The organism is Cytobacillus sp. FSL W8-0315, assembly GCF_038002905.1.
Classification (GTDB): Bacteria; Bacillota; Bacilli; order Bacillales; family Cytobacillaceae; genus Cytobacillus; species Cytobacillus pseudoceanisediminis.
In genome coordinates this window covers 61,554-75,204 of sequence record NZ_JBBOOC010000004.1, presented here as the reverse complement: position 1 = coordinate 75,204, position 13,651 = coordinate 61,554, and the positions used below count along the sequence as shown (strand labels likewise).

Below are 13,651 nucleotides of genomic sequence, written 5' to 3'. Positions count from 1 at the left end.
TTTTATAAGTGTGATCTAATCGTAATTCCAAAAAGAATTTGCGGACGGTGCAAAAACAAAAAACGGGTGGAGGGGTTAAGATGAGCAAACTTTTGGTGAAGGAGAATCCAATTATGATTCTGCCTTCTCTGGCAGAAAAGATTGGTTTCAATGAAGCTGTGATGCTTCAGCAGATCCATTATTGGCTGTTGAACAGCAAGCATGTAATAGAAGAACGAACCTGGATTTTTAATACATATAAAGATTGGAAAAAGCAAATGACATTTTGGTCTGAGACGACCATTAAGCGGACGATTCGCTCGCTTGAAGATCAAGGCTTTTTGATATCGGGGAATTTTAATTTTTCAAAGATGGATAAGACAAAATGGTACACGATTGATTATGAGAAGCTTGCTGCTGAGGTGGAGGGCTGCCAAGATTACTTTCTGGCATCTGGAACCAGTCAGATGGAACTGTCGAGCCAGCCAGAACGCCCTATGGAGGATGCCGGGTCGGAACAACCAATACCAGAGACTACTGCAGAGACTGCAACAGAGAAAAAAGATATTGCTTATGCTGCGGTTATCGAATACCTGAACAGCCAAACCCATTCAGCATACCGGACAGGCTCGAAGAAAACGAAGAAGCTGATCCGGGCACGGTGGCTGGAGGGATTCAGGCTCGAGGATTTTAAAAAAGTGATCGACCTGAAGTCGGAGGAATGGCTGCATGATCCGTATTGGAGGAAGTTCCTGAGACCGGAGACGCTGTTTGGCACCCGCTTTGAATCGTACTTGAATCAAAAGCCGCTTGGTAAGCGGATGCGGGAGGAGGATTTTAACCTTGATGACTAAACGGGAGACGTATACGCTGCTTGCGCTGATTGCCGTTTATTACGAGCAGTTTGAGGTGAATCAGCAAAAAATTGATTACTGGCATGAGGTGCTGCGGCATCATGAGGTTGAAGACCTGCGGCAGAATTTGCTTCAGCATGTGGAGGTGTCACCTTATCCTCCGAAGATTTCGGATCTGATGCGAAAGTCTGCGGCTGTTTCGAGAGCGATTCCAGATTGTAGGGATTCGGCCTTTATTGTTCCGATTTCCTGGAAGCCGGCAAGCGAGGAAGTGGTTCAGGCTGAGCTGGCGAAAATGCGGGAGATTCTCGGCATAGTCAGGGGGGAAGTCTGATGCAGGGGTACGGGCTTTACAGCCAGGAAGCAGAAGAGGCGGCAGTGGGAGCGCTGTTTTTGGAGGATGGGCTTATTAAAGATTGCACGCTGCGGCCGGAACACTTTTATTTGGCCAGACTAAAACGGCTGATGTCGCTTATTCTGCAGCTAGATGCGAAGGGGAAGCCTGTTGACGTGATTTCGGTTGTGGAGGAAGCGGGCCAGCACAATCTTGAGAGCATTGGTGGAAGCAGCTATATCACCCAGCTTGCCGGAAGTGTGCCGACTGTGGCGAACTTTACATTTTATCAGGACACGGTTCTTGAATATTACCAGAAGCGCAAGGCGGTAGAAATTGCGGGGCGGATTCAGGAACATGCACAGAATGGTGACATTGCCTCCACTTTGAGGGATGGCATCCATGATCTCATGCAGGTTGAGGATCATCTTGGGGATGATGACTTGGGCGAGATCATGCCTGCTTTGGTTGAGCTTTACGGGGAGGCGGAAATGGATCTTGGCGAAATGACTGGGATTCCGTCTGGTTTTAGGAACCTGGACAGGCTGACCGGCGGGTTTCAGGAGTCTGATTTGGTCATTGTCGGAGCGAGGCCAAGTGTCGGGAAAACAGCCTTTGCTCTGAATATGGCCTTGAACGCGGCTGATCAGGAAGCGGCCCTTATATTTTCACTGGAAATGTCCAAAAAGCAGCTCCTGAAAAGGATGATCAGCTGCAAAGGGGAGATCAGTTCGATTAAAATGAGGAACCCGAAGCGGTATTTTAATGATGGAGACTGGGCTCATTTATCCGGTGTGATGGGAGCGTTCGGCGAGGTGAATCTGCATATTTTCGATCAGGTGGGAATGGATATTCAGTACATCTGGTCCAAGGTCCGGAAAGCTCGCAGGAAGTACAGCGAGGGTAAACGGATACTGGTGGTGATTGATTATCTGCAGCTGATTGCGGGTGATCCCAGGCATCAGAACCGCCAGGCGGAAATAAGCGAGATCAGCCGGAAGCTGAAGACAATGGCAAGGGATTTGAATGTAGCAGTCATTGCCTTGTCTCAGCTTAGCAGGGGTGTGGAAAGCAGGCAGGACAAGCGGCCGATGCTTTCAGATTTGCGGGAAAGCGGGCAGATTGAGCAGGATGCGGATGTGATTGCGTTTTTGTACCGAGATGATTATTACCATAAGGAATCCGACCGCAAGGATACAATTGAGATCATTCTCGCCAAACAGCGGAATGGACCGATTGGGACAGTAAGATTGGCTTTTATGAAGGAAATAGGGAAATTTGGGGATTTGCCGCCGGGGGAGTTTGGGTGAGCTGCTGCTTTTTAGGGAAGAGAGTTGTGAGCGGGACGAATAAGGGAATCGTCCTTTGGGTGGGGAAGTTGTTGATGAGGGGCACGAATGAGGTGGAATCATACCCCTTGTGCGGAAAAATGGAGCGCACGAATTGGGTGAAATCGTTCCCTTCGCAATGAAAAATTGATAATGAACGGAACTAATCGAGCTGAAAGGTATCCTCAAATAAAGCAAACCGGCATCAAGCACAATTAATTGTCACACTTATTAAACGCGTAACCGGAAAAGGGACAGGTTCACTGTCCCATCAGGTTGTTTTTAAATACCCTTCATTTTGAATGTCTATCTGAAATTGGATATCAGATTTCAAATTTGGATAGTAAATGGATCTCCAGTTTTTTAGCTCGTTTCGATCGATTTTAGTGCGATACAATTGTCCCAAGCCCAGAATATCTGCTTCGCTTTCCTGGAGTTTGGCTAACATGCTGCTGAATCGGCCTGACAGGAGATGGCTTAATTCTTTCTTGATCATGGCACTGGATGTTTTGTCCCGTGTTTCGAGGACGACAACCTTCAGGTTTATTCGGCTTTCCAAAAACGGCTGTTTATCAGTCAATTCAATATGCTGGTCCATGGAGTTGCCGATGATCATGACACTTGCGTGATCCAGGACTTCGATTTGTCCATGGGTGCTTTCATTATTAAATGCATTGAATAGCAGGGTTTCGTCATTGCTGATCTGCTCTACCATCTTTCCGTTTTTGATAACAGCAGAGCCAACTTGCTTGTAAGTTGTCGTTTCTCCCGTCATTAACAGGGGGATGGCTACATCGCGTGTATAGGAATGAATGCTTCGGTAGACTTCCCATATCCTTGTAAGGGCAATTTCCGGATTCCAGCCTGCATTTTTTTCGAAGTAATCGAACATGTTGGTTCCGTGAAGCTCCTTTGATTCTGTAAGTATTGAAAAAAACTCATCCATGTTCTGGTCACAAATGGCGATTAGCACTTTGGGTGAAACTTCCCGGGATCTCATGAAACCGGCAATAATGTCCTTCATGCCTTCCTCAGCCGTTTTACGCTCAATCATGATTACTTTTACATGAAGCAGGTCTACGCTAGTCTCCATGTTTCGGCTGATCACATCGACGGCGTGGGAGATAGTTTCTCCAGTTCCGGTAACGACTTTCACTTCCAAATTATCTTCGATGGGCTCAACGATTTTCAAGAATACCTTGTATTTGCCATCTTCATCTGTAGAAATGCCAAGGACAACGGGGAGTGTCCGGTGATTGATATCCCTAATGTCCCAGCAGCCGGTTAAAGTCATCATTGCCAGAAGCAGACAGACCGTAATAGGGGCTTTAGATTTTAGATTAATTGGTTTCATTTTTACCCTTCCTCTTTATGCGGCGTCCAAAGAAAAAGATTGAAAATGGGACTGCAATCAAAATGTAAAACCTCAGAAACGTATTCCACCAAAATAATTTCTCGACATCCTTCCAGTCCTGGATGAAGAAACATGAAAGATAGACTGCGGCAGATAGGGCTAGCAACAATTTTACCGGTTTAATGGAAGGAAGGTAATGAGTTAAGATACGGATTGTCTTCCAGGACACAAGGGCAAGGTAAAGCATGATAAAGGAGATGAGGCTCAATAGAAAAAACATCGTGACCCTGTCGAACATCAGCCAATTAATATTGATGGCGTCCACGGCCACAACATATGGAAGGAAGGTTGTGGCTGAGGTGGCCTGCCCAAAAGTCAGCACGGGAATATAGACTGAAAAAAGGAAAAAGGGAATAAGGAAGGCAGCGGCCCATAATATATATTTTCTGTTATAGGAGAAATAAGGCTGAACAAAACCCAGAAACAAAAAGCCTCCGGAGAAAGCAAAAAAGCTTTCCAAATATGTTCGTTTTATAATAAATCCGAAATCTGCATCTAAAGGAACCACGTACCTCCAATCCACGTTTTGAAAAGAAGTGAAGAAAATAAAGATAATGATGGGAAGAAATAAAAGGGATAGAAGAAGACCGGTGCGAAAAATGGTTTCGGCTCCTTTGGCTGCTATATAGGTCGAAATGGATATCAATAATAGCATGATGGCCCATAATGGTGTGTTTGATAAAAAGACAATCGTAATAATTTCTGAATAAGCCCGGAGTGTTATCAATAAAATCATGCAGAAATATAAGAAAACAGGGGCAATAAAAAGGATAGCTGTCCCTTTTCCGATTCCTGCATAGATGCGAATGATGTCTTTTTTCGGAAAATAGCTTAGCCCCTTCATATAAATAGTAATAAAAATGAAATGAATGACCACACCGACCAGAACAGGAAGCCAATGGCCCTGCTCTGTGCTTGAAATAACATTGCCGGGATACATAAAGAAAATAAGGCCCAAATGACTGATGACGTACATCAGCATGACATGCAAACTTTTATCCGCCATTGCTCTCATTCCCTTTTAAATTTAAGTAGAGATAGGACTTGCCATAAGTATTGAGGCTTGCCAGGTAAGCGCCTACGAAAACCAAACCGGCAACCAGTCCTAAAATGCCAAAAATTGCTGCCAGGACCACAATGGCATATTTGAACAGCCGAATGGAAACAGAATTTTGAAAGCCGACGATGGTTGAGTTGGCAATGGTAGTGGCGGCTAGAATGATGATCAGCAGGTTGCTGACTAATTTCGCTTCCACGGCAGCCTGTCCCAGGATAATTCCCCCGACCATGGTAATGGTGGGGCCAATGGATTTAGGCAGCCTTACACTGGCTTCCAGGATTAATTCCAGAATAAGCAGCATGAAGAAAATTTCCACCAATGCCGGGTAGGGAACTCCTTCACGGCTTTGGGCAACTGATAAAGCAAGCTGGAGCTGCAAGACTTCAGGGTTTACGGAAACCAGAGCCACATACAGCCCTGGTGTTATCAGCGTGATTAAAATGCCGATGATTCTAATTAACCGAATGGCTAACATGAGGGGCAGGGGAAAATTCCGGTCATTTTCAATAGCAAACATATCCCAGAACAGACTTGGAAGAATGAGCGCAAAAGGCAAGCGATCCACGAATAGAACCACTTTTCCCTTTCTCAGATTCTGAACCGCATGATGGGGCAGCTCGGTCGTATTAAACTTTGATATAGCATTCCATGATGGAAACCCCAGCATTTTAGCCAGCCCCTGAAGATCACATGCTTCCATTTGGATATTTTTTTTAATATTATCACGTATGCTATTAACTAGATCCATATCCGCTTGGCCGTCTATATAAAGCAAGGAAAGTTTGTTTTTGCGGCTGTGTCCGGCCGAAAAAGAATCGATTCTAATTTCCTCCGAGTTCACCAGTTTTCGGACGATGCCGATATTGGCATCAATACCTTCTGTAAACGAATCCAATGCTCCTTTAATAACATTTTCATTTGTTGGCGTATCAATCGAACGATCGAGCATAGCAGGTACAGGCTCCATAATGATAAAACGGGAGGTGTTTTCAAAATGGATAATCAGTTTGCCTTCATATATGGATGAAATGGCTTTCCGGACATCGCCTTCAATCACTTCCCCTATGGCCCGCCATAAATCCTCAGAAGGCTGATTCTGCGAAAGGATGCTCTCCGCATGCTTGTGAAGCACCGTTCTCGTTTTGATAAAATCAATGAGTGTATTAAATCCCATCAGCATCACGGCAGCATCCGCAAGATAGTCCCTTTGAAGATGAAAATCGCCATTGTTTCCAAGCTCTGCTTTTATTTCAATAACAAATCGATCCATTGCGGGTTACCCCTTTATAAAGACATAAATATTATTAAGTTTCGCTTGCTGGAAAATTTTATTCCTATAAACTTTATCTGGCGTTTTAAACCTCGGCTAAAGAGGTATCTTTCGTCTTTGAACAAGAGTTCAGCCAGGAATTATCAAAACTCGAGAGGAATAGTTAATGTGGGGGGGAAGTTAAATGAAAATTATCGCAGTTCACGAACATCCGCATTTAGTTGAGGGCGCAGTCCAATTTTTCTGGGAACAGTGGGGGAATGAGCAAAACTTCCGCTTTTATGAGGATTGCATGATCCATTCAGGGAAATCGGGGGACGGCATCCCGAGGTTTTATGTTGGGATCGAGAATGAAGAAATCATAGGCACGTATGCGTTAATCCGCAATGACCTCAATAGCCGGCAGGATTTGCATCCGTGGCTGGCATGTCTGTACGTTGATCCCAGCAGCAGGGGAAAGAAGCTTGGCGCCCGGCTGCTTGATCATGCTATTGAAGAAGCGGCGAAGCTTGGATTTAAGAAGCTCCATCTCCAGACGGATTTGCAAGGGTATTATGAAAAATACGGCTGGACACATAGCGGAGAGGTGTACGGGGCGAGCGGGGATTCCATTAAGTTATATGAAAAGGATACTGGCGCATCTTCGAGCAGGAACGACAAAAACTAAACGCCCAGGAATTTCCTGAGCGTCTTGTTGAATGATTATTGCCGTTTTCCAAAGAACGTACCGGTCACTTCCTGCTCCTGCAAGGAGAGAAGCTGGGAGACGGTAATGAATTCGTAGCCTTCTTTTTCAAGATAGGTCAGCAGGTCTGGAAGTGCTTCAGCAGTTGGCTTATGGATATCGTGCATCAAAACGATTGCGCCTGGCACTGCATTGGCCTTCACGATTTTTTGAATAGCCGAGGCATTAAGTGTTTTCCAGTCCAGTGAATCGACCGACCATAGAATAAGCGGTGTATGGGCCATTCCGGCAATTTTTTTCACATCTTCATTCATGGCCCCATAAGGCGGGCGGACGGTTGCTGGAAGCTGGCCGCTTGCTTCTTTGATTTTGGTGCTGGCTTCTTCCATTTCTTTGCGGATTTCGATTTCACCGAGGGATGAAAGGTCCGCATGGCTGTCACTGTGATTTCCGATTTCATGACCTTCTTCAGCCACTTGGCTTGCGAGGGCAGGATAGAATTGTGCCTGGCTGCCAAGCATATAAAAGGTAGCCTTTGCGTTATGTTTTTTTAGAATATCCAGAATAAGCGGTGTGACTTTCGGGTGTGGCCCATCATCAAAGGTAAGGGCAATATACTTGCCGTTTGGATCCAGCGGAGCCGCTTCTGGTTCCTTGAATTCCGGTTCAGGAAGCTGAATGTCAGGGAGCTTCAAGTGCTGGGCGATTTCATCCTTTAAGAGGGGACGGATCTGTTCGATTGGAATTTTCACTTTGACCGCTCCGGCTGCACCGGCCGCAATTTCATATTCGTTAAAATAAAGGGTGAAATTCTTGCCGCTCAGTGCCCATTTCCAGCTCGACGGATTTTCCAGCGCTTCGTCAAGCAGGTCCTCAAACAGATAGTCCTGGAGTTCTTCTTTCTCGCCGATTTGTTTTTTTATCAACGGCCTGAGAGTCGCCAGGGACTCCTCATCCATACGAATCACATCGGCAAGATGTACCATTTTCTGATTCGCAAGGTCGATAGTGAACGTTTTGACCGCAGCCTGCCCATTTGCGCCGCCTGTGTACTGGTAGGCTTCAAATACTAGGGTGTACATGGTATCGGAGACTTTTTTCGGCTCCGCCTTGATATTAAGATGGGCACGGAATTCTTCACTGTCCAGCACCTGCCGGTTTGCCTTCACAAGTTCCAGGAATTCCATTTCCTGCGCCTGAATCCATTCTTTCATGGGTTTGTTCAAATTCTCAATTTCAGTGATCGGAGTACTGATCGCAAGGGTATAAGATTTCGTTTCCTTTGTCCGGGTTTCAAGGTTTAATCCGGGGAAAGCTGCCGGGGAAGTGGTTTCTGTTCTGGAAAAAGCCTGCAGGCTGGTGTCAGCTCCAGAGCTGATGAAATAATAGATGCCTGCAATGAAGATGCAAAATAATGCCCATGATGGCCATTTTAACCGCTTAAGCAATGATATCCTTTCCTTTCCTGTCTGTAAAATTATGACTCTCCAAATATATAATTATATCAGGTGAAAAAGGGAAAATCATCGGTCTTGTGAAAAATTCACCATTTACTTTTAAAAAAATATAGTATAAAATAACACTTTAATCCGACTAAAAAGATAAGAAAAGGAGTGAATGAGGTTGGCTCAAGTAGAAGTTAAAAGCAAATCATGGGTTTCAGCACCAACAACAGTTGTTTCAAACTTAAATCCAATTCAAAAGCCTTTTGTTGCAGCTGGCGTTCTTGCAGCTATCATTTTGTTCATTTCCATTATAAATGCAGCGAACATGACACAGGGAGTTCTATTTATTATTGGAATTGCACTCGGCATGACCTTGCTTCATGCCCGCTTCGGCTTCACATCTGCATTCAGGCGCTTCGCAAGCGTCGGAAACGGGCAGGGGCTGCAGGCGCATATGCTGATGCTGGCAGTTGCTTCAGCCCTATTTGCGGTTATTTTAAGCACTGGCTTTAGTTTTACAGGAATCGAGCCTAAAGGATATGTGTCTCCTGTAGGAGTTAGCGTCCTGTTTGGTTCATTTATTTTTGGGATCGGGATGCAGCTTGGGAATGGCTGTGCGTCCGGTACTTTGTATTCGGTAGGCGGAGGACAATCCTCGATGACTCTGACACTGATTTCTTTCATCGCTGGTTCCACGATCGGGGCGTACCACTTCTCATTCTGGATGGAAGAAACACCGGCATTGCCGCCAATCTCCCTGGCTACATCTACGGGACTCGGCTACGGCGGAGCATTGGTTCTGCAGCTTGCTCTATTTGCATTAATCTATTGGGTAACTCTGCAAATCGCGAAAAAGCGAAAAGCACCAATGATGAAAGCTTTGCCTACAACAGCCGGATGGAAAAAAATCCTGAGAGGATCCTGGCCATTGTTTGCAGCAGCGATTGTGTTGGCATTGCTGAATGCACTGACTCTGACTGTGCGCGGAACGCCTTGGGGCATCACATCCGCATTCGCATTATGGGGCGGTAAAACATTGAAGGCAATGGGCATTGACGTAACATCATGGGGTTATTTTGCGACTGAACCGAACTTAGCCGCATTAAAAAATACCGTTCTTGCTGATTCTACAAGCGTTATGAACTTCGGCATCATCCTGGGTGCCTTTATTTCAGCGGCATTACAGGGAACGTTCAAGCCTGGGAAAATCAAGCCTGGTGTTGCCGGTGCTGCGATTGTCGGCGGACTGCTGATGGGATATGGTTCCCGCCTTGCATTCGGCTGCAACATCGGCGCTTACTTCGGCGGAATCGCATCTTTCAGCCTGCACGGCTGGGTATGGGCCATCATGGCCATGCTTGGAACGGGCGTGGCGCTGTTCATCCGTCCGCTGTTTGGATTGAAGAACCCGAAATCTACTGATTCGGTTTGTTAATGGAAAGCCTGGCACTCTCAATGAGTGCCAGTTTTTTTTTGCAAAGTAATTAGTTTCTGCTGCCATAAATGATTACTCTCCAGCTGCACCTGGAAATCCCCGACTAGTCTTTTACCGTTCCGTTGATAGGAATCCCGCTATTCCCCAGACTTTCCTACTATTAGTAACCGAGTAACATTTTTTGAAAAATATTGAATTTTAGGAAAAAGTAATCTATTAATATTTCCATACTCGAAATATAATGAGTGGCAAATAGTAGAGGAGGGATTATATGAAAAAGAAAAAACTTCTCAGACCTGCAGCTGTGTTAGCTGTCATTTCTATGACTCTATCATCACTTGCCTACACACCCGGAAATGCAGCAGCGAAAGAAAAACCGGTACAGACAGCACAAATTGAGGATGTAAAGTCTCAGCCAATCTATTCATATGAGGAGGCGATTCGTGAGACTGTGTATGTCGAATCCACACTTGATTCGGATGAAAACGGAAAAGCAGATAGGATTGCTGTGGATATCATCCGTCCGAAGGAAACAGAAGAAGGCCTGAAGGTTCCCGTAATCATGGATGCGAGTCCATATTATGAAAGCATGGGGCGTGGAAATGAAAGTGAAGTGAAAGACCGGGACAAGGATGGCATTAATGAGAAGTTTCCTCTATTTTATGATAATTATTTTGTTCCAAGAGGGTATGCAGTCGCTTTGCCAGAGATGGTTGGAACGAACAATTCGGATGGCTGCCCGACAACAGGCGGATATGAGGAAATTGAAAGCATCCGGGTCGTGATTGACTGGATGAATGGCAGGGCAAAAGCTTGGGATCAAGATAATAATGAAGTGAAAGCAGACTGGACAACCGGGAATGTCGGAATGATCGGAAAGTCCTATGATGGCACGCTGGCTAATGGGGTAGCGGCTACAGGCGTAGAAGGCTTAAAGACAATTGTTCCAATTGGAGCCATTAGCAGCTGGTACAATTATTACCGCTATGAGGGACTTACATATTACAACAACGGACCAGGAGGCTTGGCCAGCAGAGTTGCCAGCAGCTCCCGCAAAGATGTCTGTAAGCCCGTGTTCGATCGCTTGAATGCGGAAGCGGATGATCCATCAGGAGATTATAATGAGTTCTGGGATGAAAGAAATTACGTTAAGGACGTAAAAAATGTAAAAGCAAGTGTGTTTGCTGTCCATGGATTAAATGATTTCAATGTGAAAATGAATCACCTCGCGGATTGGTGGTTAGCCCTATCCAAAGAAGAGGTTCCGAGAAAACTTTGGCTCACCCAAACTGGCCATGTCGATCCATTTGACTTCCGCAGAGCAGAGTGGGTTGATACACTGCATCGCTGGTTCGACTACTGGCTGATGGATATCGAGAATGGCATTATGGACGAGCCTGCCGTTGATATTGAAAGAGGTGCGGATAATTGGGAAACCCAGTCCTCATGGCCGGATCAAAATGCGGCAAATGTTAAAATACGATTAGCGCCAGGCGAGAATGATCAGACAAATGGCATGCTGACCACAGGGCCTGTAAAGGGGAATTTTCAGCAATCCTTTACAGATAACCCAACACAAACCGAGCAGCAGATGGTAACCAATGAAACGGCTGTCAAAAGCGACCGCCTGGCATTTTTATCTCCACAGCTTGAAGAAGATGTCCGTTTGAGCGGCATACCTGAAATTTCACTTCGGGCAAAGGTCAATAAAGAAGACTCTAATTTGACAGTTCTCATTGTCGATTATGGAGAGGATACCCGCATTCATCATGAAGGCCCGGGAGAGGGAGTCCGAACTCTGAATACAGAAAGCTGTTGGGGAGAAAGTATTTCAACAGATGATGGATGTTACAAAGAAACAGAAAAAACCACTCACACAGCACCATATGAAGTCGTGACAAGAGGATGGTTTGATCCGCAGAACTGGAAAACGATTGAGAAGGATGACCCTTTAAAAGTAGGCAAGAGCTATAAGTTTGAATGGGATGTATTGCCTGAAGACTACGTATTTAAGGAAGGTCACCGAATCGGCATCATTATCGCTGGAAGCGATCGAAGACGTACGATTCCATCAACAACAGGGGCCACGTTTGAAGTAAAGCTTGGGCAAAGTTATATCAGCCTGCCTGTTGTGGGCGGAAAAAAGGCAGTTGGATTTTAATAGAATAGAAGAGGCGGGTCTGCAGCAAGAGCAGACTCGTTTTTTTTTCTCAGCAAAATAAGAAGGATAATTGTTTACGCAAGTTCCATTTCATAACAAAGTTCTTCCTGCTGTGTATCTTCAAACCATTTCATTCCGGCCGCAGTCATGCCGATTTTCCTGAGCACTTTTCCGGATGCAGGGTTGGCCGGATCCACAGCCGCGATTATTTTCCGGACGTTCGGGCCATTTTTCCTTAAAGCGGCCACGCATGCAGCGGCAGCTTCAGCTGCATATCCCTTTCCCCAGCAAAGCTGATTAAAATGATAGAGGAGCTCGGCTTCGTGTTCATTTTCTGCCGGATTAAACCCGCAAACCCCGATGATGGAGGAGTTTTCTTTTAGCAAAACAGTATAAACAGAGTAGCCTTTTTCATTCTGCAGCCGCCGGTAAAATTTGATGGAGCGCTGGATTTGGCTTTTTGTGCTGGCGCCGCCGCAGTATTTCATTACCTCCGGGCTGCCCCAAATCTCATAAACTGCATCCAGGTCATCGGCCTGCATGGTCCGGAGCAGGAGCCGATCCGTTTCAAAAGGAATGGTCATTCTATTCACCTCGTGCGGTTTTCTCTTCTATGAAAATATTATAAGATAGAGTAAGGAAAAACGTTAGGAGTTTTTGTCATGCATGTACTCTATAAATCTTTGATTTTGGGAATGGCCGCCAGCATCCAGGGGATCGCGATGACCTTTTTCTTGTTTCCGCATTTTATCCCGTCCGGCGGTGCGGCAAGTCTGGCGGTTTTATTCAATTATCTATTGGACACGCCCTATTCGGTGACATTGTGGGTTTTGAATGCGGGCCTGCTGCTGGCAGCGGCCAAATGGCTCGGGAAAAGCAGTGTGATTTGGACGCTGTTTTGTGTTTCGGTTACTTCGGTTACGATTGATTCTCTGACACCATACATAACGGAACCGCTGAATTCGGTTCTCCTGGATCTTTTGCTTGGAGCGGTAGTCTTTGGAGCAGGAGTCGGCATTTTATTCCGGATGGGCGCTTCGTCAGGAGGCATGGATATCCTCGCGTTAATCATTTCCAAAGCAAGGGGAAGTGCGCCGGGACGGACGTTATTTTACATAAATGGCAGTCTGCTTTTGCTTACAGGGGTTGTCGTGGACTGGAAGGTTATTGTTTATGCGGTGATCTGCCAGATGATTGGGACGCGGATGATTGATCTTATTTACAAGGTTGATATAAAAATCCTTGCGGAGAAATATAAAATTCATTACTAAAAGAAAGGGCCGTGCAGGCCTTTTCTTTTTAATGGAAAAAAAATAATTTACTACTATTCCAGGTTAATAACAGGAAAGCGGGGATACAATGATTCAGCTGCAAGAAGATAAGGAGAATAGCAAGAAGAATAATGAAGAAGAGGATAATGGCTGGGATGTAGGCGAGAATACGTATGAAGCAGGGGAGCAGCTGGCGGATGAGGGCTGTCTTGGCTGTGCCGGCGGATGCTTTTTTCAGGCTTTATTTCTTGTGATGACACCACTATATTTTTTTCTGACATAGAAAGGACAGGGGAACCTGTCCTCTACCAGATCTATCGGCCAAGATGTTATGGATATTGGACGGATTTTCATTTTATCGGCCACTTTTTAAAAGGATATCAGTCAGAATTTCAATATATCGGCCACTCCGCTC

13 protein-coding genes are annotated in these 13,651 nt (G+C 45.5%); 8 read left to right on the top strand and 5 right to left on the bottom strand.

Annotation, left to right across the window (positions count from 1 at the left end):
- Nucleotides 1-80: 80 nt before the first annotated feature.
- Genes MKY20_RS27960 through dnaB form a run of 3 tightly spaced genes read left to right on the top strand, consistent with a single transcriptional unit; the run spans nt 81 to nt 2,477 of the window.
- Nucleotides 81-833 (top strand): conserved phage C-terminal domain-containing protein, encoded by a 753-nt coding sequence (locus MKY20_RS27960; RefSeq protein ID WP_071158063.1) that lies wholly within the window; start codon nt 81-83, stop codon nt 831-833.
- Nucleotides 826-1,167: a hypothetical protein gene (locus MKY20_RS27955; protein ID WP_341004472.1), complete on the top strand. Its 342-nt coding sequence runs from the start codon at nt 826-828 to the stop codon at nt 1,165-1,167. The genes MKY20_RS27960 and MKY20_RS27955 overlap by 8 nt, the downstream gene beginning before the upstream one ends.
- Nucleotides 1,167-2,477: a replicative DNA helicase gene (gene dnaB / locus MKY20_RS27950; RefSeq protein ID WP_341004446.1), complete on the top strand. Its 1,311-nt coding sequence runs from the start codon at nt 1,167-1,169 to the stop codon at nt 2,475-2,477. The genes MKY20_RS27955 and dnaB overlap by 1 nt, the downstream gene beginning before the upstream one ends.
- 289 nt (nt 2,478-2,766) lie before the next feature.
- Here dnaB and MKY20_RS27945 read toward each other — a convergent pair whose 3' ends face one another.
- From MKY20_RS27945 to MKY20_RS27935, 3 genes are read right to left on the bottom strand one after another with little or no spacing between them, the layout of a single operon-like run.
- Nucleotides 2,767-3,849, bottom strand: a complete 1,083-nt coding sequence (locus MKY20_RS27945) for a Ger(x)C family spore germination protein (protein ID WP_341004445.1) — start codon at nt 3,847-3,849, stop codon at nt 2,767-2,769.
- Nucleotides 3,836-4,915 (bottom strand): GerAB/ArcD/ProY family transporter, encoded by a 1,080-nt coding sequence (locus MKY20_RS27940; protein WP_019379420.1) that lies wholly within the window; start codon nt 4,913-4,915, stop codon nt 3,836-3,838. Before MKY20_RS27940 ends, MKY20_RS27945 begins: the two co-directional genes overlap by 14 nt.
- Complete coding sequence (locus MKY20_RS27935) at nt 4,905-6,239, bottom strand: spore germination protein (RefSeq protein ID WP_019379419.1); 1,335 nt, start codon at nt 6,237-6,239, stop codon at nt 4,905-4,907. The genes MKY20_RS27940 and MKY20_RS27935 overlap by 11 nt, the downstream gene beginning before the upstream one ends.
- A 184-nt stretch (nt 6,240-6,423) precedes the next feature.
- Here MKY20_RS27935 and MKY20_RS27930 point away from each other — a divergent pair, with 184 nt between their 5' ends.
- Nucleotides 6,424-6,906, top strand: a complete 483-nt coding sequence (locus tag MKY20_RS27930; protein WP_009335178.1) for a GNAT family N-acetyltransferase — start codon at nt 6,424-6,426, stop codon at nt 6,904-6,906.
- A 35-nt stretch (nt 6,907-6,941) separates the two neighbouring features.
- Here the strand turns inward: MKY20_RS27930 and MKY20_RS27925 are convergent, their stop codons facing one another.
- Nucleotides 6,942-8,372 carry a polysaccharide deacetylase family protein gene (locus MKY20_RS27925; RefSeq protein WP_251174055.1) on the bottom strand — a complete coding sequence of 477 codons (1,431 nt, stop codon included), beginning with the start codon at nt 8,370-8,372 and terminating at the stop codon, nt 6,942-6,944.
- 175 nt (nt 8,373-8,547) lie between these two features.
- Here MKY20_RS27925 and MKY20_RS27920 point away from each other — a divergent pair, with 175 nt between their 5' ends.
- Both MKY20_RS27920 and MKY20_RS27915 read left to right on the top strand, forming a co-directional pair.
- Complete coding sequence (locus MKY20_RS27920) at nt 8,548-9,804, top strand: YeeE/YedE family protein (protein WP_251174054.1); 1,257 nt, start codon at nt 8,548-8,550, stop codon at nt 9,802-9,804.
- A 271-nt stretch (nt 9,805-10,075) separates the two neighbouring features.
- The gene (locus MKY20_RS27915; protein ID WP_009335172.1) at nt 10,076-11,965 is read left to right on the top strand and encodes a Xaa-Pro dipeptidyl-peptidase; all 1,890 of its coding nucleotides are present in this window, start codon (nt 10,076-10,078) and stop codon (nt 11,963-11,965) included.
- A gap of 74 nt (nt 11,966-12,039) precedes the next feature.
- On the opposite strand, the gene MKY20_RS27910 is transcribed toward MKY20_RS27915, so the two are convergent.
- The gene (locus tag MKY20_RS27910) at nt 12,040-12,549 is read right to left on the bottom strand and encodes a GNAT family N-acetyltransferase (protein ID WP_019379416.1); all 510 of its coding nucleotides are present in this window, start codon (nt 12,547-12,549) and stop codon (nt 12,040-12,042) included.
- Between the two features lie 78 nt (nt 12,550-12,627).
- On the opposite strand from MKY20_RS27910, the gene MKY20_RS27905 reads away from it, so the two are divergent.
- Both MKY20_RS27905 and MKY20_RS27900 read left to right on the top strand, forming a co-directional pair.
- Nucleotides 12,628-13,236: a YitT family protein gene (locus MKY20_RS27905; RefSeq protein ID WP_019379415.1), complete on the top strand. Its 609-nt coding sequence runs from the start codon at nt 12,628-12,630 to the stop codon at nt 13,234-13,236.
- An 88-nt stretch (nt 13,237-13,324) separates the two neighbouring features.
- Complete coding sequence (locus MKY20_RS27900; protein ID WP_071158045.1) at nt 13,325-13,519, top strand: hypothetical protein; 195 nt, start codon at nt 13,325-13,327, stop codon at nt 13,517-13,519.
- The last annotated feature ends 132 nt before the right edge of the window (nt 13,520-13,651 follow it).